19 protein-coding genes and 1 pseudogene are annotated in these 23,499 nt (G+C 40.6%); 13 read left to right on the top strand and 7 right to left on the bottom strand.

The genetic code is table 11. The features are described 5' to 3' along the window. The first annotated feature begins 222 nt into the window (after positions 1 to 222). From J4N44_RS24695 to J4N44_RS24685, 3 genes are read left to right on the top strand one after another with little or no spacing between them, the layout of a single operon-like run. Complete coding sequence (locus J4N44_RS24695) at positions 223 to 1,371, top strand: hypothetical protein (RefSeq protein ID WP_252045357.1); 1,149 nt, start codon at positions 223 to 225, stop codon at positions 1,369 to 1,371. Beyond that, complete coding sequence (locus J4N44_RS24690) at positions 1,361 to 2,287, top strand: metal ABC transporter solute-binding protein, Zn/Mn family (RefSeq protein ID WP_252045798.1); 927 nt, start codon at positions 1,361 to 1,363, stop codon at positions 2,285 to 2,287. The genes J4N44_RS24695 and J4N44_RS24690 overlap by 11 nt, the downstream gene beginning before the upstream one ends. Before the next feature lie 3 nt (positions 2,288 to 2,290). Next, entirely contained in the window at positions 2,291 to 3,097 is an 807-nt protein-coding gene (locus J4N44_RS24685; RefSeq protein WP_017189559.1) for a metal ABC transporter permease, read from the top strand. A gap of 111 nt (positions 3,098 to 3,208) precedes the next feature. Here J4N44_RS24685 and J4N44_RS24680 read toward each other — a convergent pair whose 3' ends face one another. Both J4N44_RS24680 and J4N44_RS24675 read right to left on the bottom strand, forming a co-directional pair. Beyond that, complete coding sequence (locus J4N44_RS24680) at positions 3,209 to 4,555, bottom strand: DUF1501 domain-containing protein (RefSeq protein WP_114321277.1); 1,347 nt, start codon at positions 4,553 to 4,555, stop codon at positions 3,209 to 3,211. Between the two features lie 5 nt (positions 4,556 to 4,560). Continuing rightward, a complete protein-coding gene (locus tag J4N44_RS24675; protein ID WP_252045356.1) occupies positions 4,561 to 6,045 on the bottom strand; it encodes a DUF1800 family protein in 1,485 nt (494 codons plus the stop codon). Positions 6,046 to 6,475: 430 nt separating this feature from the next. On the opposite strand from J4N44_RS24675, the gene J4N44_RS24670 reads away from it, so the two are divergent. Further along, the gene (locus tag J4N44_RS24670; protein ID WP_009697041.1) at positions 6,476 to 7,195 is read left to right on the top strand and encodes a beta-ketoacyl-ACP reductase; all 720 of its coding nucleotides are present in this window, start codon (positions 6,476 to 6,478) and stop codon (positions 7,193 to 7,195) included. 422 nt (positions 7,196 to 7,617) lie between these two features. Here the strand turns inward: J4N44_RS24670 and J4N44_RS24665 are convergent, their stop codons facing one another. Then, entirely contained in the window at positions 7,618 to 7,779 is a 162-nt protein-coding gene (locus tag J4N44_RS24665) for a hypothetical protein (protein WP_252045355.1), read from the bottom strand. Between the two features lie 484 nt (positions 7,780 to 8,263). After that, on the bottom strand, positions 8,264 to 8,818 hold the full coding sequence (locus tag J4N44_RS24660) for a DUF6795 domain-containing protein (RefSeq protein ID WP_252045354.1): 555 nt from the start codon (positions 8,816 to 8,818) through the stop codon (positions 8,264 to 8,266). A 952-nt stretch (positions 8,819 to 9,770) separates the two neighbouring features. On the opposite strand from J4N44_RS24660, the gene J4N44_RS24655 reads away from it, so the two are divergent. The 6 genes and pseudogenes from J4N44_RS24655 to J4N44_RS24630 all read left to right on the top strand — a co-directional run bounded on the left by J4N44_RS24655 (position 9,771) and on the right by J4N44_RS24630 (position 17,094). Next, the gene (locus tag J4N44_RS24655) at positions 9,771 to 10,136 is read left to right on the top strand and encodes a hypothetical protein (protein ID WP_252045353.1); all 366 of its coding nucleotides are present in this window, start codon (positions 9,771 to 9,773) and stop codon (positions 10,134 to 10,136) included. 42 nt (positions 10,137 to 10,178) lie between these two features. Then, positions 10,179 to 10,868 (top strand): signal peptidase I, encoded by a 690-nt coding sequence (gene lepB / locus J4N44_RS24650; protein WP_353505866.1) that lies wholly within the window; start codon positions 10,179 to 10,181, stop codon positions 10,866 to 10,868. 105 nt (positions 10,869 to 10,973) lie between these two features. Next, on the top strand, positions 10,974 to 12,152 hold the full coding sequence (locus tag J4N44_RS24645) for an HlyD family secretion protein (RefSeq protein ID WP_050582019.1): 1,179 nt from the start codon (positions 10,974 to 10,976) through the stop codon (positions 12,150 to 12,152). Then, a complete protein-coding gene (locus J4N44_RS24640) occupies positions 12,152 to 14,281 on the top strand; it encodes a peptidase domain-containing ABC transporter (RefSeq protein WP_079325312.1) in 2,130 nt (709 codons plus the stop codon). Before J4N44_RS24645 ends, J4N44_RS24640 begins: the two co-directional genes overlap by 1 nt. 751 nt (positions 14,282 to 15,032) lie before the next feature. Continuing rightward, positions 15,033 to 15,623, top strand: a complete 591-nt coding sequence (locus J4N44_RS24635; RefSeq protein WP_009697043.1) for a hypothetical protein — start codon at positions 15,033 to 15,035, stop codon at positions 15,621 to 15,623. A 25-nt stretch (positions 15,624 to 15,648) separates the two neighbouring features. Beyond that, positions 15,649 to 17,094, top strand: a pseudogene (locus J4N44_RS24630) (hypothetical protein). A gap of 148 nt (positions 17,095 to 17,242) precedes the next feature. On the opposite strand, the gene J4N44_RS24625 reads toward J4N44_RS24630, so the two are convergent. Then, positions 17,243 to 17,776 carry a dihydrofolate reductase family protein gene (locus J4N44_RS24625; RefSeq protein WP_252045351.1) on the bottom strand — a complete coding sequence of 178 codons (534 nt, stop codon included), beginning with the start codon at positions 17,774 to 17,776 and terminating at the stop codon, positions 17,243 to 17,245. A 99-nt stretch (positions 17,777 to 17,875) separates the two neighbouring features. Here J4N44_RS24625 and J4N44_RS24620 point away from each other — a divergent pair, with 99 nt between their 5' ends. Continuing rightward, positions 17,876 to 18,442, top strand: coding sequence for a TetR/AcrR family transcriptional regulator (locus J4N44_RS24620; protein ID WP_050939447.1), 567 nt, complete (start codon positions 17,876 to 17,878; stop codon positions 18,440 to 18,442). 215 nt (positions 18,443 to 18,657) lie between these two features. After that, positions 18,658 to 19,518: a glutathione-dependent disulfide-bond oxidoreductase gene (gene yghU / locus J4N44_RS24615; protein WP_085319573.1), complete on the top strand. Its 861-nt coding sequence runs from the start codon at positions 18,658 to 18,660 to the stop codon at positions 19,516 to 19,518. Positions 19,519 to 19,573: 55 nt separating this feature from the next. Here yghU and J4N44_RS24610 read toward each other — a convergent pair whose 3' ends face one another. Continuing rightward, positions 19,574 to 20,473: a LysR family transcriptional regulator gene (locus J4N44_RS24610; protein WP_005452707.1), complete on the bottom strand. Its 900-nt coding sequence runs from the start codon at positions 20,471 to 20,473 to the stop codon at positions 19,574 to 19,576. A gap of 131 nt (positions 20,474 to 20,604) precedes the next feature. Here J4N44_RS24610 and J4N44_RS24605 point away from each other — a divergent pair, with 131 nt between their 5' ends. Continuing rightward, entirely contained in the window at positions 20,605 to 21,567 is a 963-nt protein-coding gene (locus J4N44_RS24605) for an NAD(P)H-dependent oxidoreductase (RefSeq protein ID WP_101959875.1), read from the top strand. 128 nt (positions 21,568 to 21,695) lie between these two features. Here the strand turns inward: J4N44_RS24605 and J4N44_RS24600 are convergent, their stop codons facing one another. Continuing rightward, entirely contained in the window at positions 21,696 to 23,303 is a 1,608-nt protein-coding gene (locus J4N44_RS24600; RefSeq protein WP_005452704.1) for a BCCT family transporter, read from the bottom strand. Positions 23,304 to 23,499 lie beyond the last annotated feature (196 nt).

Raw genomic sequence — 23,499 nt, 5'->3', positions numbered from 1 at the left:
GCTTTCGCGTGTTTGCCAACCAGGAGTTTTCACAAGGTTAGGTATGGATTTTTCGAGTGATACGGAGGGCTTGCCGGTTAACCTTATGATTATTATTGATAATTTACACATAAGTTAATTTTACAAATTGTTACATGCTTCGCTTTTTTTACTCTTTGTTATGTTATAACATCCGCGAAATATTGAATGGTGTTATAACATAACAAAATAAGGAAAAACGTAGTGAATAAGAAATTGGTCTCTTTAGCGGTTGGTAGCTTGTTTGTTTCCCCAGTTTTTGCCGATACGCTTTCGAACCCTCAGATTGGCGTAGTGCTAGACGGTTACTATCAAGATGGCCAACGTCATAACTCAGAGCGTGAAGAAGGTTTTGGTCTTGGTCACACTGAGTTGAACATGTCTGCAAACATTGATGACAAATTCCACGGTGCGCTAACAGCAGTATTAGAAAGCCATGGCGATGAAACAGAATTGATGCTTGAAGAAGCTTTTGTCGAGACACTGGCACTTCCATACGGTCTCAATGTTCGTGCTGGTCGATTCCTGTCTGATTTTGGTTACCTGAACAATCAACACATGCACACCGACAGTTTTGTGGAGCGTCCGATTGCTTACCGCACATTCCTAGGCTCGCACTACTACGATGATGGTGTACGCGCAAACATTGTGTTGCCAACGGATCTGTACGTGAAATTTGGCGTTGAAGCATTAAGTGGTAGCAAGATGTCTTCTGTTGAAGAAGGCTCCAAAGTAGGCGTTTACACCTCTACGCTGAAACTAGGTAATGATTTCTCTGAGTCGTCTAGCTGGCTGTTTGGTTTAAGCTACCTGCGTAACGAAAACGGGAAAGTGAAAGAGTTCGAAGATCACGACCACGGTCATGGTCACGAAGAGGAGCATGGTCACGACCATAATCATAGTGCAGCAGTTACTGGTGCAAACCTTTACGGTGCAGATTTCGTATGGAAATGGGCTCCAGATGGTAATTACAAATACAGCAACTTGACACTATCAGCGGAATACATGTTGTTGGACGGCGTGGTAGACAGCAAGTTTAAAGATGATGCGGAGTCGCCAGATAACCTAAGCGCATACTACGTATCAGGTGTTTACCGATTTAACCCAAGCTGGTCAGCAGGTCTACGTTACGGTGAAGCAGAAAGCTACGATGGTCATGCTCACGGCGATCATATGCACTTCACTGCATTGAATGATAAAGAGATGGATGCGATGATCGCGTGGGATTCTTCTCACTTTGGTACTATCCGTGCGCAATACACTCGTATCGATAACCAAGACAGCGAAACAGATAACGTATTTACTCTGCAATACGTTATGACATTTGGAGCGCACGGTGCACATGCGTTCTAAGCTGACACTGACTCAATGCAGTTTAGCGATGATGGCGGCGGGGGCTGCCATCATCTCTTCGCCTGCTTTGGCTCTCAACATCTTCGTTTGTGAGCCAGAATGGAAAGCCTTGCTCGAAAGCCACGCACCAGAAGCTACCATCTATTCTGCGACCACAGCAAAGCAAGATCCGCATTACGTCCAAGCTCGCCCTTCTCTAATTGCTAAGATGCGCCAAGCTGATATGGCAATGTGTTCCGGCGCCGAGTTGGAAGTAGGGTGGCTACCCATGTTGCAAGTACGCAGTAGCAATGCTGCGGTACAAAACGGCGCACCGAGTATGATTTACGCAACGGATTTCGTTCGAATGTTAGATACTCATGACCACGTCGACCGTAGCATGGGGGACGTTCACGCCCATGGCAACCCGCACGTGCAGTTTGCAGCCAACGATATGATTCCACTCTCACATGCGATCACCGAGCATTTGAAAACCATCGATCCAGATAATGCGCAAACGTACCAGTTTAATGGCATGAAGTTTCGTGCGCATTGGCGTAAAAAACTCAATGAATGGAATGAAAAAGCCGCGCCATTAAAAGGGAAGCAAGTGGTGGGATATCATGCGACTTATCGTTATTTGTACGATTGGCTTGGCATGGAGCAAATTGCTGACTTAGAACCAAAACCGGGTATCTCGCCAACCACATCTCACCTGCAATCACTCACCAAGTTAGATGCCAATAGTTTTGATGCGATTGTTTACTCATCTCACCAAGACCAGCGTCCAGCAAATTGGTTACAGCAGCATACAAACAAACCTGTGATTCAACTGCCACTGACGGTTTCTAAAGGTGAAAGCTTGGATGAAATGTACGATCAAGTTATCGACGATTTATTGGACGTGCTCGTGCAACCCATTCCGGTGAAGATCTAAACCATGGCTGAGTATGCATGGTTATTGCCAGCGGTGTTGTGCGGCTTAATTGCTCTGGTTGGCAATGTGGTTCTTGGGCAACAAGTTCTCAATCGACAGATCATCTTTATTGATTTGGCGGTGGCACAAGTTGCCGCTTTGGGAGCTGCGCTCAGCCATTATTGGTTGAACCAATACGCACTGTTTTCAGGCTCCTTCTTTGGTGAGATGGTTGGTCCTTGGGTGATGTCGTTATTGCTTTGTGGTCTGATCGCTGTAATGGAGAAGCGATACCAACAGCATTTAGAGCCGATGATCGGCAGCCTGTTTGTAGTATCCGCATCGCTGGCGATTTTGCTCGTGAGCAAAGACCCACATGGCGGTGACTTCATTCAAGGCATCCTTAATGGTCAGTTGTTGTGGGCAACGTGGGCGGACGTTTGGCCTTTGGCTTTGATAACCGCGGCGATGCTGCTGTTGGTATGGTTCAAGCCTGAGTTTATGCTGGGCAGTGGCTTCTATCTTATCTTTGCTATCTTGATGCCGATTACGGTCAAGCTCACGGGGATTTACTTAGAATTTGCGTTGTTGGTGATTCCGGCTTTGTGCGCCGCAGCATTGAAAGGGATTCGGTTCTTTATTGCGAGTATCAGCATTGGTATTGTCGGAATACTATCGGGCATTGCTGTTTCGGCTCGTTACGATTTACCAAGCGGGGCGAGTATTGTCATCACCTTGTTTATCGCAGGTATGTTGTTCAATCTTTTGCTGCAACCTTGGTTGCTCAAATCGCAATCTGCTTGCAAAGGTCAAGAGCATATCGCGCAATGATAAAAAGGCTCCGCATTCACGGAGCCTTTTGTTTAACACTGCTTTTTCTTATTAGTAACGCTTGATCAGTCTTCGTTTATAGACCAATTAGCCACTCTATCTGTTTCTATTTTAGCAAGATTTGAAAATAGGGAGAATTTGAGGCTGAATCGAATCTGTCAAAGTGTTATCCAACGCAGGGAATAATTGATTGATTCCGGTTTCCGATAAGCCCAACCACGCCATCAAACTTGCATGCAATTGATCTGAAGAAATAGTGGGAATAACACGCCCACGAGAAAGCAAATACGGACTATGTTCAGATAAATCTGGGTACTCACCCACAATTGCTTTTCCTGCTACACCACCGCCCATGACTAAAGCGTGACTTGCCCAGCCGTGATCCGTGCCATCGGTGCCGTTTGGAATCAGAGTTCGACCAAACTCAGAGTGAGTAAATGTCGTCACTTGCTCAAACAACCCATTGTTTTGTAATGCTAATTGGAACGCTGCCATTGCTTCTGCCAACTCTTGCAACAAGCCAGTTTGACGGCTGATTTGTGCTGAGTGAGTATCAAACCCTCCCAACTTACAACTGAAGTACTGAGCAGGATGTTGGAATTGATCTTTATGCAGAATCAGCTTGAACACCGCTTTCAATTGCTTACCGATTCGTGTCTCAGGGAAAGCATCGGTGATCTCGGAATTCAGAATCGAACTAAATTGCTCATACATTCTGGTGGAATCTACCGCGACACCTGCGTAATGCGATTGAAAAATATTGTTGTAACTGCCGGTACTTTGCAGTTGATCGAACAAGTCGCGTGAACGTTGATCATTAAAAATATCGCTTGGAGGTTGAGATCCCACCGAGTTGGATTGTGCTTCAATACAATTTGTCCACACCTGTGTACCGCCAATATCAAACATTGGCGATAGTTCGTTTAGATTGCGCAGCATGGTACCTAGCTCGGTGGATGTCTTTGCACCAAAGCCTTCTTTCGATAAAGACTTGGTCGCATGAGACTGAACCATGGTGGATTGGTGCGAGTGGCTGAACAGATGCGCTGGTCGCGTACTTTCGCCATATATCACGTTGTTTACGCGTTGAGTCAGTGGTCCTAGGTTAATCACAGGTACAAGGTTCGCGCTGTCCCAGTAAGGTTTGAGCGCCGCCATGGCAGGGTTGAGCGCCAGCTTTGCGGTGTCGTTCACGGCATCTAGGTAAATACACGTAGTTTCATCCAAAGCCAAATTGCCACGTAGGGCGCGATATTGAGCGTTGGCATTGGCTGCCGTTGGAATAAGCATGTTGTAGCCATCATTACCGCCTGCAAGGTCAATGCCGACAACGGCGCGATATCCGTTTTGGCATTGATTAAACGAGTCAGCAAAGGCTGGAAATGCCGCTAGGTTCAGCGCAGAAATACCCACACCAGCGGAACTTGCTTGTAAAAATCGACGTCGAGTTAAGTTCATGATGTTTACCCCTGTGTGATGAATTCTGGTGAAAGCAGTGCGTTCATGACGAGATTCTTAATCTCTTTGCGCCATTCCGGTTTGCGTCCCGGGCACTGAGCGAGGTAATCGAGATAGCATTGGCGCGCTTGCTCACTCATTTGGAAAGCGAACAAATGCTCGTTGAGGTAATCAACAACCCCTTCATCATCAAACGCAAGGTAACGGATGAACAAGGTTTCATCCATGTACCAATCTTTGTTTTCCTGTTCGAAGCGAGCAATCAACTCACGGAACTGAATCCCGTATTGGTAAATGTCATGCCATTGATACACATTAAACTCGGGTGCCACCAAACCATTAAAATCAGGATGATTTGGCGCGTCATCAGGTTGATAGTAATAAAACACAGATGGGGCAGATAAAGGCAGCGTTCGACTATACCAATTGAATTGTTTTGGCCACATCATCGCACCGTCACGACGCTTCACTTGCAGAGCGCGCATCGCATGAGTAAAGACAGATAGCGGGTCACGCAATTTGCCCACTGAGTTACCAGAACGCAGGGCGTCTTTGTCAGTTAAAATCGCAACTACTAGAGTTTGCATGTCGCCATCAGAGTGTTTAAATGCCCGGCGGACACGGCGAATGTAGCCCGCTCTCGGGTTACTGGTCACAAGCTTATTGATGAAGAACTTGGTTACAAAAGTGTAGAGTGTGTTCTGCTTCATCAAATGCTCAATCACTGCTTCCAGCTCATCCTCTGCACCCACACCGGCGGGGAAGGTTTTACCAAGAATACGTTTTTCGCCCATGTCATGCTCGCCGCGTGGCAACATCGGTTGGCTGTATTTGTCATTACCGCGGATATCAATGAACTTCCAGCCGGTAAACACGCGGGCCAGTTGTTCAATATCTTCTTGGGTGTAAGATGCCATTTCGTTACCTTCGGCATCCAAACGGACTTCACCGTTATTACGCAGCTTGACAGGACCAAGAGTGAATAACTGCAACAGCTCTCGCGCGTAGTTTTCATCTGGTGCAGTGAGCTCATTAGAAACGTTGTTTACGAAGGTTAGGTATTCGCCCATGATTGGCGATTTCGATACAAAGCGAATCACATCACGGAAGTTCGCAAAAGCGTTATCGAGCAGCCCATCGAAGTAATTACACATGTAACGACGCTTAGACGCTGCACTAAATGCTGGGTCTTTTACGCTCACGACAAACAGTTGAGAAAGGGTATAACCGATGCGTTGACGCAGAATATCGTTGCCTTCCACCGTCATGCGCGTCCAACTGCTGGCGTAATACAAGCCCTGTCCTAAGTCGGGAACATTCAACTCATCTTGTTCAAAGTGAGTAAGCCAAGATGAAGAAGGGATAAGTGTTTGTTGAGCGACCCAGTTTTCAATGCTTCCTGATTGAACGAGGTCATTAATGTCACGTTGGGATGCCCCAAATGTGCACTGTTGCAGCGTTCTTGCTGCATCTATGTAAGCCTGATTCATTTTATCTCCCGTAGGTATTGTTATCTTTGTCAGGTGAGGCGTCTTTCTCGCATCCATGTTTAAAAGCACGCTGTATCTTTAAAATCGTAATCCAGATTTTTAATAACAAGAATGTAATACCCACAGGTTTATTGTGACTTTGCTGCATAATCTAAGAATTAAATGGGTGAGCTTTAAGTGAAAGGCTGCTTATTCAACAAAAAGCGCATTTGTTACGCAGCAGCATCGATAGAACAGTGACGGAAACGCATTATTTGGCAAATCATCATCAAGATGTCTTGATTAGTTCACATCCGACTCCCAGACTGTTTCTATAGTTTATGAAAGACCCTGCGTACGAGAAGCGCAGCTATAACGCGACTAAGCATAAAAACAACAAACGCTAGGGATAACAGCGAATTTGTAATCTCAACATTTAAGGAAGACCAAGATGAAACCGGAAAAAGTAGCAGTAGTCACTGGTGCGGCTCGTGGTATTGGCCAAGCTATTTGTGAGCAATTACTGGAGGATGGATTCCACGTAGTCGGGCTGGATATATCGCCTGTGGAATGGAGCCAGTCAGCGCAGTTAAGCAGTTATCAAGTCAATTTGTGCGATGCCGCAACCGTTAGCGAAGTGGTAGATAGTATCGTAAAACAGCATGGCAGAATTGATGCGCTGGTTAATAACGCCGGCATTACTCGTGATGCATTGCTGCCAGACATGCTAGAGCAAGATTGGGACAGCGTTATCGACGTGAACTTAAAAGCCGTATTCTTACTAACTCAACGTGTTGCCCCTGTCATGCTAGAGCAGGGGGAGGGCAGTATTGTAAGCATTTCTTCTATCGTGGGAACGGATGGCAATATCGGTCAGAGCAACTATGGCGCAAGTAAAGGCGGCGTTATTTCAATGAGCAAAGGCTGGGCGAAAGAGCTATCGAGAAAGGGGGCACAGATCCGCGTCAATTGTGTCGCGCCAGGGTTTATCGCCACCGACATGACCAAAAACCTACCAGAAAAAGTCATTGAAATGATGGAAGGCAAAACCCCATTAGGTCGAATGGGGTCAGTACAAGACATCGCTAATGGTGTGTCCTTCCTCACCTCCGACAAGAGCGCTTACATTACAGGACAAGTGCTCAAGATTGACGGTGGTTTAGTGCTTTAACCAACGAACTAAACCTCAAATAACAAACGCCCTTCATCTGAGTGAAGGGCGTTTTTGTTGGATAGAGTCAACTTAGTTATTGGAACCCGTTTTCCATAAAAACAGGTTGAAGCTGTTAATCATAAAAACGCTTAACAGCCTCATTGGCGCCTCGATATAAACGATTGAGCATTTTATTGAAGTTATGGCCAAGACTTTTCTAATTTCCCTATTTTGAGTTTAGAAATGTTTTTGTATGTGAAGTAAGAGCGCAATTCTTAGTTTCTTATTCAATAATAGAATGGAAAAAATTAGTTGGATCAGAGGTTAACCTTGGAGGAAGTATTATCACTTTTATTCCCTAAATTAATCCATTAATATTTCCGTACTTATCCAAATTTTTAAGCTCACCAAACTCTTCAATGTCTGCGGCTTTTCTTTTTTCAATCCTCATTGTCAGTTGTCGTGTAATCATGTATTTCATCATCGGTAACATCGATAAATTCATAGCTTCTTTTTAATTTAACACCAGGTAAGGGGGAACCATTGTTGGTAAGTTTTCCAGTCACTGGAGGGAACAGCTGAACCGTTTTCTTTCTAAACATTTTGTTCTCCAAGCCAAAATCTGAAAGTGTAAAAACTAACAGAAAACTGAGGTGTGTTAACGATAGTAAACCTCTAAGCATAGCCAAACTATTGATATGCATATGGTTTGTCTCTGGCATGTTATATGCCGAAAACAGAACTGGCAATATTGTCTAAGACAAGATAGTGATCAATTTGGATTTGTTGTCAAAAATGAGACGTCAGTTCATTGGAGCGGCTTTCTATTATATTTACCGTTAACAGGAACCTTCATTTTTTCAATCGTTTATTAGACTGAAACCTCCTTAGATGCGTTATGCGACAGCCTCTGGACAGAAGTTATTTGTTGTTAATGTCCTCAAATGATTATGTCCAACAATGAGTTTAGAAATGTTTTTGTATGTGAAGTAAGAGCTCAATTCTTCGTTTTTTATTCAAGAATAGAATAGGAAAATTAGTTAGCTCAGAGGTCAACCTTGGAGGAAGTATTGTCACTTTTATCCCCTAAATTAATCCATTAATATTTCCGTACTTATCCAAATTTTTAAGCTCATCAAACTCTTCAATGTCTGCGGCTTTTCTTTTTTCAATTTCAGATCGTTTAGGCCATCTACAAATGCTGACTATAGGGTATACAATTACGCCACTGGGGTATTTTGAGTTATACACATAAATCACTTCTTCACGATTCAATAGATCGCAATTTAGAGCAGATAACATCTCGACAAAGTAAGCATTATGTTTAACCCCTCGAGAGTTCGCATCCCATAGGTAGACTTCATCATCTTCAGCATTGCTTGGATCATCACTTTCAATACGAATACCTTGCCAGATAACATTGGTAGCAAAGGGATTGTCGGCATGGCGTGATTGCATGGTTAACTCAGGAAAACTAAAGCGTCCCTCACTGTCAGTTGTCGTGTAGTCATGTATTTCACCATCGGTAACATCGATAAATTCATAGCTTCTTTTTACTTTAACACCATGTAAGGGAGAGCCATTGTTGGTAAGTTTTCCAGTCACTGGAGGGAACAGCTGAACCGTTTTCTTTCTAAACATTTTGTTCTCCAAGCCAAAAGCTGAAAGTGTAAAAACTAACAGAAAACTGAGGTGTGTTAACGATAGTAAACCTCTAAGCATATCCAAATCATTGATATGCATATAGTTTGTCTCTGGCATGCTATATGCCGAAAACAGAACTGACAATATTGTCTAAGGCAAGATAGTGCTCAATTTGGATTTGTTGTCAAAAATGAGACGTCAGTTCATTGGAGCGAGAGCTTCCTTTAGTATTTTGATTTTTATAATACCCCTTTACTGTTACTGAAATGATTAGTTTATTGGAGTAATTATTTTTTGACCAATCTAATATAATTTCACTTTTAAATACTTACAAAAGTTGTAAGAGATAATAACTAATAAGTTTATGGTGTGTTATTTTTAAAGTTAAAACTGATTCTCCATGGATAAGCGTAATATTATTAAAAATTATAAGGTTTATAGCTATTGAAACAAGAAAGCTAGGTTTTGAATAAAATAAAAATAAGAATTTTTAGACAAAAATTATTTTCAATTTTGAAAAATAGTTAGGGTTTGTAGCTAAATAAAATCATTATCCGAATCTTGTTTTAACTTTAAATGTCATTTTTGGATTTATAAAATACGGCTTTTGCAAACCTCACAAATCTGCAACAACCATTTTTATTTTTAAAACTCTTGGAGTTAGTTTATTTGAGCTCTATGAGTATTGCATAAGTGTTTAAAAAACCTCGATAGAATGTCTATCTCTAGTCTGTGGAAAAGGATATTAGCTATGGGCTAATCAATTAATCCCAATATCCCGCTAAATCTATCACCCATAGATTTGATACCCGAAGATATCTAAAACCCTATTATTTAAAGAATATGCTGTGCTCTATTTAGGTAATAATCTCAAAAAGTCAACCTAAATGTGTGATCTATAGCTCATATCTATAGTTTTAATTTGTAACATATCTTGTGGTTGTATTGATTGTCATTTAGTTTTGTTATGCCAACTGAGGCATACTTTTCAAAAAAAGGCAAAAAAATGAAAGAGTTATCTATTAAAGAAATTTCGCTAGTAGTAGGAGCCGGACGCGGTGAAAGTTCACATAGAGATAGACAAATGGATGGAGCACCGACCGGAGATAAAGTTAGAGCTGGGCTTTCACTAGGAGGCTTTTTTGCAACCCGTACTCCTTGGGGTTTAGCGGGCTATGCTACAAGTTTAAATGTAGGGGAAGATGAGTTTTTAGATAACATGAGAAGAAATGATGATAGCCGTCATCGTCATGGACACAATGATAGAGATGGTAACTACCGTCGTGAAGGTGGTGGTAGAGCGATAGAACATTAAAAATTAAAACCAGTAAGTTAAAGCTTACTGGTTCTATTCATTATGAAAATTATTTTAATTATATTTAATGCTATATCATTAGGTCTGTATGATTTAATTTCTAGAAAGAAAGTATATTATATTTGGTTGTTGATCATTTCAGCTTTTCTAGTATTAAAACTAATGTCGTATTTAAATGACTCTTTAGTGTATATAGTAAGTAATATTGTATTGTTAGTATTTTTTGTTTGTTGTTTTATTTCTCCCATAGTATGTAAGGATAAATTTAATTCAAGAATATGTCGGAAATTCCTAATAATACTGCATCTTTTTTTAGTTTTTAATATTTTGTTCTTGGAGGAAAATGTAGTGTTAGCTACTAATATAGGAAGTAGCATGCAACCGACTCTTAAAGATGGTCAGATTCTTATATTAAAGAAATATAATGGAGATACCAAATTAAATAGAGGGGATATTGTATTATTTAGAATGGGGTCGAAGCTATATACTAAAAGGATATTTGCAATACCAAATGATGAGATAAACGTTGATTACAAGAAAATATGTAATGGTAACAATTGTTTGGTCGATGAAAATTCTAATCTGATAAATAGTATCAATTTTATTGTTCCAGACTTTTCGTATTTTGTTCTTGGTGATAACTTGAAAAATTCAAGAGACTCAAGATACTTTAAAGAAACTTTTGTAAATGTAAAAGATATTGAATATGTCTATCTTGGTATTTTGTATTAAATTTCAATAATTTTTTCATTAAAATATATTTTATTATATAGGTTAAATTTGTTTAGAGAAGAAGTTTTTGAGTCGAAAAAAAAACGGCTGTATGGCAATGTGATAATGACACAACCATTTTCTTTCTATTTTAAGGTTGCTTTTGTATTCATGTCTTTTTTTTTGATTTTTATTTATTTAAATCAATACTCCTATACAAGAAAAGAATCTGTAAAGGGATATTTAACTCCTAAAAAAGGACTAGTTAAAGTCTATCTAAATAGAGAGGGGATAATTGAAGAATTAATGGTTTCGGAAGGTAAGGAAGTGAAAATTGGAGATGGTCTTGCAAAAATAAAAAATAGTCAAAGCCTTTCTAGTGGAGAAGAGCTCTCAGAATCTATCAGTAATGAATTGAAAAAACAAAAAATCGTTCTTACAAATGAAATTAGTATTCTTAAAGAAATTAAATACAAAGATAATTTAAAATTAGAAAATCAGTTAATAAAATTATACAAGAGTTACTCTTCTGCTAAAAAACTAAGAGAAACTAGCTTAAAAAAACTTAAAATTAAGAAAGATAATTATCTGATTAATAGAGATTTGAAAGACAAAGGTTTTTTATCTAGGAATGAATTTTTAGTTTCACTAGAGGAGTATTTAAATGCTCAAGAAAATGTCGACCGCTTAGATCAAAACCTCGTTTCAATAGAGCTTGAAATATCGATTAAAGAAAGTGAGAAAAATTCTTTGCCAGAAAATTTACAGTTAAAGTTAACTACTATTGAACGTCAAATATCAAGTATCAATACTCAATTGTATGAACTAAACAATCAATATGAATTTATTAAGAAAGCACCAGAGTCAGGTATTGTTACCGCGATACAAAGTTATGTTGGTTCAAATATTAACTTAAAAACACCTCTTTTAAGCATTATTCCCAAAGATTCGCCTCTAGAATTAGAAATGTTGTTACCAACGAGGTCTTCTGGATTTGTACAAGTAGGAGATCATGTGAATATAAGATTTGATGCATTTCCTTATCAAAAATTTGGCATGGTGAAAGGGACAATAATCAGTGTTGATAAAGCGTTATTATTGCCATCTGATAAGGCTTTACCCTTTGCTGTGAATGAGGCGATGTATCAAGTCAGAGCTGAACTAGATAATCAAACGGTCTTAGCATATGGTAAGTCATACCCACTAAAAGTCGGGATGATTGCAGACGCGGATATAATTTTAGAAAAACGTAGCTTATTAGATTGGTTGTTAGAGCCTTTATATTCAGTAAAAGGAAGATTTTAATGGCTAATTCGAATGTAGGATACTCTTCTAGCTCTAATTTTAACGCTAAGACGTTGTTAAATTTCAATGGAGTAAAAAAAGTACCTTTGGTTTTACAATCAGAGAATACAGAATGTGGTTTAGCATGTATTGCTATGATTTCTTCTTTTTATGGACATAAAATAAATCTATTACCATTACGTCATCATACTAACTTGGGTGATCAAGGGGTAGAGCTTCTCCGGTTAATGGATATAGCTAACGATTTAAGTTTGGTACCGAGGGCATTACAATGTAGTTTGGAGGAAGTAACACACCTAGCACTTCCGTGCATTTTACATTGGAATTTGGATCACTACGTAGTTCTTACAAAAATTAAAAAAGGTAGATATTATATAAATGATCCAGCTGGGGGGGAGAGAATTGTTAATAAAAAACAATTCAGTGATGCGTTCACTGGAATTGCTCTAGAGTTAACTCCTAATAGAAATTTTAAAAAGGAAGACTCTAGAGTTTTGATGAAGATAGAACAACTATGGGGACGAATAATAGGAATTAAGCGCTCTCTTATAGCTCTCTTTTCTTTAAGTATACTAATCCAAATCTTAGCATTATTATCACCATATTACATGCAATGGATTATAGATAATGTGCTTTTAAGCCATGATAAACCATTGCTTTTAGTGTTAGCTATCGGATTTTCATTTTTAAAAATAATACAAGTTTTTATTAGTTCTTTCCGTTCATGGTTCATGATAAGACTGAATTGTGAAATTAGTATTCAATTGGCTTCTAATATATTTGATCATCTGATAAGGCTACCTATTTCTTTTTTCGAGAAGCGCCATGTGGGAGATATTGTATCTAGGTTCGGATCTTTTAACGCAATTAAAGAAATGATGACAACAGGATTGGTTGAAGCGATTATTGATGGATTAATGGCAGTTATAATACTTTTCATGATGTATATTTATAGTCCGATTCTTTCTAGTGTTGTACTAGTTTTTATTTCTGTATCTCTTATTGTGCAATATGCATTTTTTTATCCTTCAAAAAGACTTGAAGAAGAAAGTATAGTATTTGAAGCTAAGGAGGATACTATGTTTTTGGAATCTGTGCGTAGCATACAAACACTAAAACTTTTTGGTCAGGAAACTAATCGATTAAATGGCTGGCTGAATAAATATGCAGATGTGACAAATATAGGTATTAGAAAAAGTAGACTAAACTTAACCGAAAATATTATAACTACTTTATTGAATGGATTTGAATCCATTTTGATCCTATATCTAGGGGCTCTAATTGTCATTGATGGAGAATTAACAATAGGGATGCTTCTTGCTTTCATCGCATATAAAAGTCAGTTTACGTCAAATATATCAGCACTAGTAGGGAAATGGTTATCCTTTAAAATGTTGAGTTTACATCTAGAACGATTGTCAGATATTACTCTTGAAGATAAAGAAAAATTAAATTTTTCATCAGAAAAAATTAAAACTTCTGGCAGTACAATTAGGGTTGAAGGATTAGGATTTCGATATTCAGAATCATCAGAATGGATATTTCGTGATGTATCTTTTGAAGTAGAATCCGGGAGTAGTATCGCAATTGTTGGTCCCTCAGGATGTGGCAAGTCGACATTAATGAAGGTAATACTCGGTCTTTTAGAACCGACTGAGGGTAAAATTTTTTTTAATGATATCGATATCAGCCAATTGTCATTAAGTAGCTATAGGCAGCAATTTTCTGCGGTTATGCAAAATGACTCACTTTTATCTGGAACGATAGCAGAAAACATCACTATGTTTGACTTGAATTTTGAACAAAGTAAATTGGAAGAGTGCTGCAAAAAAGCTTGCATTTTTGATGAGATTATTAATCTTCCAATGCGATTTAACTCCTTGGTTGGCGATATGGGAAGTGTTTTTTCCGGCGGACAGTTACAAAGAATATACTTGGCAAGAGCTTTGTATAGGGATCCTAAGGTACTGTGTTTAGATGAATCAAGTAGTCATTTGGATAAAGCTAACGAAAAGAAAGTAAACCAAAGTTTGAGGGAGTTGGACATAACTAAAATAATAATAGCACATAGTGCAGAGACCATTAACATGGCGGACAGAGTTATAAACCTTGATGGTTATTACCACTAGCGTTAGAGATTTTTAACTAATTATCTTAAGTTTATTATTAATTTGCGATAAAATATAATTCTACATCAAAAATTGTCGCTTGATCTTCAATAAAAGTAGTTAGTATGTCTGGGCTATGTATAATTAAATTTTCTTATCTTAAGGATATGACTGAAAATAACTTGTTGACTATTAACTATTAACAATAGAGTAAGTATATAGATACCTCTAAAAGAGGGCGAGTTTCCTCCATAGCGAGTTGTTGTCCAGCAAATCTGTGGGAGGTAGTTGTTTCAAAACCCTTTCAAGCTATTCGGTTTGAAAGGGTTTCGCGGAAAGGGAGTTATATTAACCTTATTATCGAACGAAATATACATAACCTAATCTAATACCGCAATGAAGAATAGGGTGGCATTTCGTTTAAAAGTGTAACCAAGTTTCCTAGTCAAGTTATGTGTAACTTTTTTATAATGACATGCTCTTTGTTGTTGATAAACCCTATAATCTCGCAGTGTCTTTTGGTTGTGACCTTGTCCTGCTGACATAGCTTTTGAGAGGGAAGGTATAAACTATCATAAAACATCTTAATGTTTTTTATCCTTTGATATATATGTTTTCGCATTATCGAAGTATATAGATTGTTTTGGTTTCAAGATAAAGGCATAAATATTTAGAGAATTAAGTTGCCAGTTGTTTACTCGGTATAACAAAACGCAATTGGTCTATCCGTAAAGCACAGATGTAATATCCATAAAAAACATGGATTATGCATATGAAAAAATTATCGCTACTCGCTCTGCTTGTTCTCTCTGGCTGTAACCAGCAAAACACCACGCCTTCAGCGCCAAATCACAATAGCCAATATCAGAGTTTTAAAAAAACACCGGAGCTTGCTGAAGAACTTAAAGCTCAGCCTACAATTGATGACCAATTTGCTCTGCTATATCGAAAATTTGATTACACACTAGACAGAAGCGACTCCCTGACTGGTCGTGATGAAAACAAGGACGGAATACGCGACGATATTGAGGCATTCATCAATGCGTTAGAAGTGTCAGAGCCGGTGCGCAGTGCGCTTAAGCAAAACGCGCGTTACTCTCAAAAGAATCTATATCATGATTGGAGTGAGAAGACTGAGGCTAATATTGACAAAGCCATGGCGATTGGTGACGAATACGATAAAGTCATCGCTTGCAAAGATTTTGTGGGTATCCCAGTAGATGATTTAATCGAAACTTCTAAAACAATCAGAGCATTAACATACAATACAAAAGCCAGAACTATGGCTTATCTGGCTTATAATCATTTGCAAGATGGTGCAGTCAGTACATCGCTTCCAGCTGAGGAAAAGTACTGTGAATAAGCTAACAAATGCTTTTTTACTTTGCATGGTGCTTCCCGTGCATGTTAGTGCGAACTCCTGTGATATAGAAGGATACACAATAAGTTTTTTTAATGGTGTCGCTACATCGCGAGACTCGGCTAAGGAGGGGAAGTACAAAATAGAGTCGACTCTTGGTATCGAACAGTTCAACGGTGAGCCCGTTGAATACCAACTGTTCTATAATGACTCTTACATTGAAAGTAACGGGTTGAATGTTTTAGCTGATTTTGCTGAAACTTTTGACCAAAGAACAGAAGAGTTGGGTCAAAAGCAGTTTGACCGATGGGAAGCGTTTTGGGAAATTGTTAGCGGACGTCAGGACAGTTCCATTATCCAAAAAATTAGCGCGACTTTTTCATGGTTTAAAGGGTTTGTTTCTGATCTTGTCAGCCAAGGTATGAATACGATGATTCGTGAGTTTTTACAACTCTTGAGTGCTTCGATTGATTCACCTGATACTGAAAAAACTCAGATGCAGCATAAACTCATCAATGATTCCAATACATGGAAAGGCAAAAAGCTAATTTATATTGCTCACTCGCAAGGAAACTTATGGGTGAATCAATCTTACGAGTATGTCGTTTCTCAATTAGGATACGACGCAGATAATATTCACGTGGTTCATATTGCGCCGGCCTCGCCAACATTAACCCCCGATAGTGACTATATTTTATCAACGTCTGACCTTGTTATTAATGGCTTGCAACTAACAGGAATCGGCTCTGTCCCTGTACCAAATACCGTTATAGCACCGAGTACGGCAGATATTGCAGGGCACGGTTTAATTGAAATCTATCTAACTCATCCTGACTCGATTAGCAAAATCAAGAAATCCGTGGGACGAGCGTTTGATTCACTGACCAACCCAGACATGGAAGAGCATCTTTTTGAAGTGACCTATCAATACACGCCTTCTTTTGTCGAAAGTCACGCTGCACCAGAGATTAAATTTGTCGATAATCCAAGTGGGGATTGGTTTGAAAAGGCTATGTATCCACATTACGATGACTCGTACTTTGAATATGATTCTGCCAACTACAACTATAAACTCAAACCGGTTGCAGGCTTGAAATACTTATCTCACCAACACGACAAGAAAGACAGAGAAAACCAAACGTTTACCGTTGTTCAATGCTCAGATATCCCAAACGATGACCCATTTATACTGGGTGAAAAATCCCAGGCATTAATATGGTACGGATATGATTAGCAGCCGGAAAATACAAAAGTTATTGTGACAGTCAGAGATAGGTATGGAAGAAAGCTACAAAGTGGAGAGCAATCAGTGAGTAAGTTGCGTCGTAAAGGGTGGAGTTATCAAGGTATTTTCCTTGATTTGGAGGCGAAAAAACCTTACTCGCAGAAAGAAAAGAATTTCATAGAGAAACAAAACCTAGAGAGTAAGTACGAGCTTTATTCTTACGCAATTCTACTGCCGACTACATCATGAATAGACATTAGGCTCAATGCACGGGATGACTTTGTGGCGTTGACCTCGTCCAAAAACGAGCTCCGCCAAGCTAGAACAATACGAATAAAAAACGCCCTTCCTATCTCTAGGAAGGGCGTTTTTCTTTTGTTTAAATTATCTAGGTAGATTACCTTTCACGCACGTAAGTGGTTTGTACTAAGGTATCCAAAACAACTTCGCAATTGGTCACTTTAAAATTGAGTGGCTGTTGCAAATCACCAAACAAAGGTGCGCCGCCGCCAAGTAGAATAGGGAAGCGCGTGATCACCATTTCATCGATAAGATCTTCTTTTAAAAAGTTCTGAATCGTCACACCGCCGTCGATGTATAGCTCGTTAAAGCCTTTTGCGTTTAGCTCCGCAAGCACATCTTTTAGCTCGCCTTTTACTAAAAAGACTTTGTCTTCGTAGCCCTGTGGGACTTCTGTCATGGTATTGCTGAGTACGAACACGGGTTTACTGTACGGCCAATCACAATCAAAACTCAGCACAACATCTAAGGTATTACGCCCCATGACTAAGCCGTCAATACGTTCCATTAATGGGAAGAAGCCAGTATCAATATTGTCGGGATTTGGTACGGATTGTAGCCAGTCGAGTTTGCCTTGTTTATCTGCGATGTAACCGTCCAGGCTGGTTGCAATAAATACGATATTTGCCATGAGTACCTCATCAAAGTAGTGATGCTTGAGCCAAGCTAAAGTATGGGTTAAAATTAATTCTACAATGTAGAATAATGCTGAGTTTATCGAGAAGATCAAATGTCTGTCAACGAAAAGAAACGTGGAAGACCGACCGCAAAGCAGTCACAACTGAGTGCAGAAAGCATTTTGGAGTCGGCTAAGTTATTGATGAAAAAGGAAGGAAAGGTACCAAGTATTCGCCTGCTAGCGACCCAATTGAATGTGGACCCTATGGCGATCTATTACTACTTCAAAAACAAAAATGCTTTGCTTGAAGCGTTAACAACATCGCTGGTGGAAGACATTTATCAACCGCAAGCAAATGAAGATTGGCAAAGCGAACTCAAACACCTGTGCGCTAGTTATATTGAGCTGTTGCGTGAATATAACGGGCTGTTGCAAACCATGTTGAGCATGACATCCCACGGACCGGCTCAAGTGTTTACTGAGCGCTATCAATTGATTGTTCAACCCTTGGATTTATCCCAGCAAGTAGAGAAAGACAGTTTGGATCTGCTGGCGGATTACTTACACGGTTTTGCGCTGTCGATTAGCTGTTGCCATGATGCGAGCTTGATTAAGACTGATATGTTGGATGGACCGTTAAGTCTGATCTGCTCATCATTGTTGGTATCTCGAACCTAGCTCACATTAACGCGGTGTTTGGGTATATACCCTGAAAGAAATTCCCATAACCAAAGGTTCTAACTAAAAGAGATTACAGGACTTTTATTTGGTTAATTAGACCTAATATCTTGGTTATGCCCGAAGCGAAAGGCGAAGGGATACTTTCAATAATGCTTGCTGGCGTGCTAGAGCCGTCAGTTTGAAGATGCATTCAAACACAATAAGGGATAACAATGGCTAACGAATACATTCCACCAAAAGTTTGGACAAACGATAATGAAAATGGCGGTCAGTGGGCGAGCATTAACCGTCCGGATTCTGGCGCGCGTCATGAGCAAGAGCTTCCAGTTGGTGAGCACCCATTTCAGCTTTACTCAATGGGTACGCCAAATGGTCAGAAAGTGACGATCATGTTTGAGGAGCTTTTGGCAGCAGGCGTAACAGCAGCTGAATACGACGCATACCTGATCAAGATCGGCGATGGTGACCAATTTGGTTCAGGCTTTGTGTCAGTAAACCCGAACTCGAAGATTCCGGCTTTGATTGACCGTTCAGGTGCTGAACCGGTGAATGTTTTTGAGTCTGGCAACATCTTGTTTTACCTAGCAGAGAAGTTTGGTCACTTCCTACCAACAGAAGGCGCGAAGCGCGCTGAGGTAATGAACTGGTTGTTCTGGTTGCAAGGTTCTGCGCCATACCTAGGCGGTGGTTTTGGGCATTTCTACGCGTATGCACCAGAGAAGTTCGAGTACCCAATCAACCGCTTCACTATGGAAGCTAAGCGTCAGCTAGACGTGCTGGATAAGCGCCTTGCGAACAACGAATTCCTAGGTGGTGACGAGTACAGCATTGCCGATATTGCAACATGGCCATGGTACGGTAACCTTGTTCTGGGTCGTGCGTATGATGCGGCAGAGTTCTTAGATGTGGCGAGCTACAAGAATGTTGTGCGTTGGGCGAAAGCGATTGATGAACGCGAAGCAGTACAACGTGGTCGTATTGTTAACCGTTCATGGGGTGAAGAGTGGGAACAAGTACCTGAGCGTCACAGCGCTGCAGACATTGATTCCGCACTAGCGAAAAAGTCTGCGTAATCGTTTCATCGTACTAAACGAAAAAGGAATGCCTGTGCATTCCTTTTTTTGATCCCTAGTGGTGTGTTTTCTCGATTAAGAAGTCGATAAGCACTCGAACCCGCTTGGCTTTTTGGGTGTTCTTGTGAAAGTAAACATATAAGCCAGAATAGGGCTGCCAATATTCTTCAAGCACAGGCACCAACTCTCCAGTGCGAAAGCCCTCTTGTACGATAGGCGTCACAATACGACCAATGCCTAACCCGTTGATGGCAGCGTCAACCATGAGATCGGTGTCGTTGACGATCAGCGCGCTTGGCATGTCGACGGTGATGGCTTCCCCTTTGTTGTTTAACTTCAGCGGTGCGATTTGATTAGAAGAAATAAAGCGGTATTGAATCAACTTATGCTTTTTTAAGTCTTCTGGCGTATTGGGTAAGCCGAACTGCGCGACATAGCTTGGTGATGCAAATAACGCTTCTTTCACTGGGTGAGTGAGCTGACGAGCAATCATTCCTTCTTCCACTTTATCGCCAAAGCGGATACCCATATCGAACCCTTCACGAATGATATCGACAGTTTTATCGGAAACAGAAATTTCCAACTGGATATCGGGATAACGTTGGCAAAACTCAATGTAGATGGGTTTGAGCAAAGATTGATAAACAAAGCGTGGCACCGTGATACGAACTTTGCCCGATGGCACTCGGCTCAAATCACTTACACTCTCGACTGCGAGGTTAAGATCAGACATGGTAGTCAGTGTTCGATCGTATAAGCGTTGCCCTGCTTCTGTCAGCTCAATGCGACGAGTGGTGCGGGTAAATAATGGCAAGCCGAGTTGTTCTTCCAGCATTTTTAATGCCTGACTCACCGATGGTGGTGCGATTTCTAACTTACGTGCTGCGGCGGTGATGCTGCCTTCTTGTGCAATAGTATGGAACATCATTAATTGATTGTAGGTGGTGCCGTTCATGTTTCATCCTAGTGTTGCGTTTATTGTTAGTTTCTACCTAATAATAATTTAAGTAAAGAGCATCTAAAACTAAAGGTTACTTCAGCGTATTCTCTCTTCATCGGTTAACGCTTCGAAACAGAGGAATCACGATGAGCAAAGTACTGGTAATTTCAGGTCACCCAAACCTAGATGAGTCATACACCAACACAGTTATCCTAGACGAGCTAAAAGCAGGGCTTAGCGATATTGAAGTTCGTCGTTTAGACACTCTGTATCCGAACTACCAAATTGATGTTGAGACAGAGCAAACTGCGCTTATGAGTGCTGATGTGGTTGTGTTGCAATTCCCATTTTACTGGTACTCAGCACCGGCGTTGTTGAAAAAGTGGGTAGATGATGTATTCAGTTTTAACTTCGCTTACGGTCCTGAAGGCGACAAGCTAAAAGGCAAAGACTTCATTCTGTCATTTACGATTGGTGGACCTGCAGAGTCTTACGATCCACTTGGTTACAACCACTTTACTATCGAGCAGTTTGTTTACCCATTCCAACAAACGGCTTATTTGGCGGGTATGAACTATCGTAAGCCAGTTTATACCCATCGTATGGTGTACATTCCAAATGTGTATAACAAGTTGGAAGAAGTGCAAGCACGTGCAAAAGATCATGCGAGCCGCTTAGCTGCACAGATTGAAGAAATCACCGCTTCACCAGAGAGCCGTATGCAGACATTTGTTGCTGAGTGGTTCGCCAAATTTGATGTTTTAGAAGAAGGGACGGAGTTCTTCACAGACAAGCTAGCGCAAGACGTGAAATGGTCGATGCCAGAAGGTGAATTTTTAGGTCATGATGGCTTTCGTGATTGGTATGCGATTGCCCGTTCGACTTTTAAACCAAACTGTGACCACGACGTTCAGCAGATCGAAGTGAAACCTAATGGTGATCGTTTTCAAGTGGAACTGCGTATTCGATTAACAGCAGACAGTTATGATGATTCGATGATGAAAGGTGAAGCAGTCAACTTAAACGTTAATGAGACATGGCAAGTGTCGATTGATGAGAGTGGACGAGTCATCATTCATGAATACAGCGTTGTTCCAGTGGTGAGTTAACGGCCCTTAGCTAGCAATTCATTGCTTTCGCCCTAAGCCCAGATGCTTAGGGCTTTTTTATTTGTTTAATATCTAAAAAACGAGCGCCATATTGACGCTCGTTTTCTCTAGATTATGTGCAGCTTAAATTAAGCAACAGATTGTTCCCGCGCGGTGTTCTGATAGGCAGGTAATTCCGACCTCAAGCCTTTGATCAAGCTGACACACATCAGCAATAGAACAAAAGTGAAAGGTAAACCTGTTGCCACCACCCCGGATTGAAGCGCTTGCAAGGCCTCTTTACCACCAATCCACAGCATTACCGCAGCGATAGAGCCTTCGATACATGCCCAGAAAATACGTTGTGGTACCGGCGCATCAATTTTACCACCAGCAGTGATGCTATCGATAACCAGTGAACCGGAGTCTGAAGAAGTGATAAAGAACACTAAAATCAGAACAATAGATAATACCGAGATGACCGAGCTAAACGGCATTGCATCGTAAACGTGGAAAAGGGTTAGTGAGATATCTGTAAGACCATTCGCACCCAGCTCGCCGACTTTGTTGACCACTTGATCAAGCGCGATACCGCCGAATACTGCCATCCAAATCAGTGTTACTGTGGTTGGAATAACGATAACAGCGAATAGGAATTCACGAACCGTACGACCTTTCGAAACTCGAGCGATAAACATACCGACGAATGGTGACCAAGATACCCACCACGCCCAGTAGAAGACCGTCCAACCATGCATCCATTCGGTATCATCTCGACCGTGAGGGTTACTCAGTGCGAAGATGTCTTTTGCGTATGCGACTGTGGTATCCCAGATCGACGTTGTTGCTACATCAAAGCTGATGAATAGCACAAAAGCCAATAGAGCGAATGCCACCGCCATGTTGATGTTACTCAGTAGCTTAACGCCACCGTCGATGCCTCGAACAACAGAAAGTACGGCAATAAAGGTTACGAATGCGATAACGATCATTTGCATGCCAATGCCGCCATCCAGACCAAATACATGGTTGATGCCGCTCGTTGCTTGCTGTGCACCCAGACCAAGCGAAGTCGCAAGACCAAACAGGGTTGAAAGTACCGCAAGAATATCAATGACGTGACCTAACCAGCCCCAAGCTCTATCACCAAATAGCGGGTAGAACGCAGAGCGTAATGAAAGTGGTAAGCCTTTGTTGAAGGCGAAGAAAGCCAGCGAAAGTGCCACGATGGCGTAAATTGCCCAACCGTGAATACCCCAGTGGAACATGGTTGCACCCATAGCCAGGGATTTCGCTTCCTCTGTGTAAGGCTCAACATTCAGGGGCGTGCCATACCAGTCAGTGAAATAAGCCGTTGGCTCAGAGACACTCCAAAACAAAAGACCGATACCCATACCTGCGGCAAAGAGCATTGATAACCAAGAAACGGTTGAGTGTTCTGCTTGTGCATCTTTACCACCAATGCGGATTTTACCTAGTGGTGACAGTAAGACTGCGATAGCAAATACGATGAAGAAGTTTGTTGACCACATGAAGAACACATCGAAGTCAGAAATGATGCTGTTCTTTACGCCATTTAAGGCATCACGGGCTGTTGAAGGATCAACGATTAATAGAGAAGCAAGACAGAGAAGAACAAGACCAGCACTAATCCCAAATACTGGATTGTGGATATCAAATCCCCATTTTTGAACGTTATCTTGACCAACCTGATAGTCGGTAGTGTCGATACTATATTTTTTTAGTGCATTATCCATAAATACAACATGTACGCTTTATTAAATGTGCCCTTCTTGAGTAAGAAAAACACTAAAACCGCCCTCCAATTGTTTTGAGTTCAAATTAAAAAATGCGACGCAATCATAATGTTTTGTGTAAAATAATGCAAATTGATGGTTTATTTAAAGGCGTTAACTACGTTTTAATGTGATTTTTGGTTGAAAATGCAATGAG

Origin of the sequence: Vibrio sp. SCSIO 43155, from assembly GCF_023716605.1 — a bacterium.
Lineage (GTDB): Bacteria > Pseudomonadota > Gammaproteobacteria > Enterobacterales > Vibrionaceae > Vibrio > Vibrio harveyi.
Note: the sequence above shows the minus strand (reverse complement) of the source record. Positions and strands in the feature narration are given on the sequence as shown.

Bases quoted from the DNA above. Each gene is read 5' to 3' on its own strand.
- J4N44_RS24690 (WP_252045798.1), top strand. From the start codon at position 1,361: ATGCGTTCTAAGCTGACACTGACTCAATGCAGTTTAGCGATGATGGCG.
- J4N44_RS24685 (WP_017189559.1), top strand. From the start codon at position 2,291: ATGGCTGAGTATGCATGGTTATTGCCAGCGGTGTTGTGCGGCTTAATT.
- J4N44_RS24680 (WP_114321277.1), bottom strand. From the start codon at position 4,555: ATGAACTTAACTCGACGTCGATTTTTACAAGCAAGTTCCGCTGGTGTG.
- J4N44_RS24675 (WP_252045356.1), bottom strand. From the start codon at position 6,045: ATGAATCAGGCTTACATAGATGCAGCAAGAACGCTGCAACAGTGCACA.
- J4N44_RS24670 (WP_009697041.1), top strand. From the start codon at position 6,476: ATGAAACCGGAAAAAGTAGCAGTAGTCACTGGTGCGGCTCGTGGTATT.
- J4N44_RS24665 (WP_252045355.1), bottom strand. From the start codon at position 7,779: ATGTTTAGAAAGAAAACGGTTCAGCTGTTCCCTCCAGTGACTGGAAAA.
- J4N44_RS24660 (WP_252045354.1), bottom strand. From the start codon at position 8,818: ATGTTTAGAAAGAAAACGGTTCAGCTGTTCCCTCCAGTGACTGGAAAA.
- lepB (WP_353505866.1), top strand. From the start codon at position 10,179: ATGAAAATTATTTTAATTATATTTAATGCTATATCATTAGGTCTGTAT.
- J4N44_RS24645 (WP_050582019.1), top strand. From the start codon at position 10,974: ATGACACAACCATTTTCTTTCTATTTTAAGGTTGCTTTTGTATTCATG.
- J4N44_RS24640 (WP_079325312.1), top strand. From the start codon at position 12,152: ATGGCTAATTCGAATGTAGGATACTCTTCTAGCTCTAATTTTAACGCT.
- J4N44_RS24635 (WP_009697043.1), top strand. From the start codon at position 15,033: ATGAAAAAATTATCGCTACTCGCTCTGCTTGTTCTCTCTGGCTGTAAC.
- J4N44_RS24625 (WP_252045351.1), bottom strand. From the start codon at position 17,776: ATGGCAAATATCGTATTTATTGCAACCAGCCTGGACGGTTACATCGCA.
- J4N44_RS24620 (WP_050939447.1), top strand. From the start codon at position 17,876: ATGTCTGTCAACGAAAAGAAACGTGGAAGACCGACCGCAAAGCAGTCA.
- yghU (WP_085319573.1), top strand. From the start codon at position 18,658: ATGGCTAACGAATACATTCCACCAAAAGTTTGGACAAACGATAATGAA.
- J4N44_RS24610 (WP_005452707.1), bottom strand. From the start codon at position 20,473: ATGAACGGCACCACCTACAATCAATTAATGATGTTCCATACTATTGCA.
- J4N44_RS24605 (WP_101959875.1), top strand. From the start codon at position 20,605: ATGAGCAAAGTACTGGTAATTTCAGGTCACCCAAACCTAGATGAGTCA.
- J4N44_RS24600 (WP_005452704.1), bottom strand. From the start codon at position 23,303: ATGGATAATGCACTAAAAAAATATAGTATCGACACTACCGACTATCAG.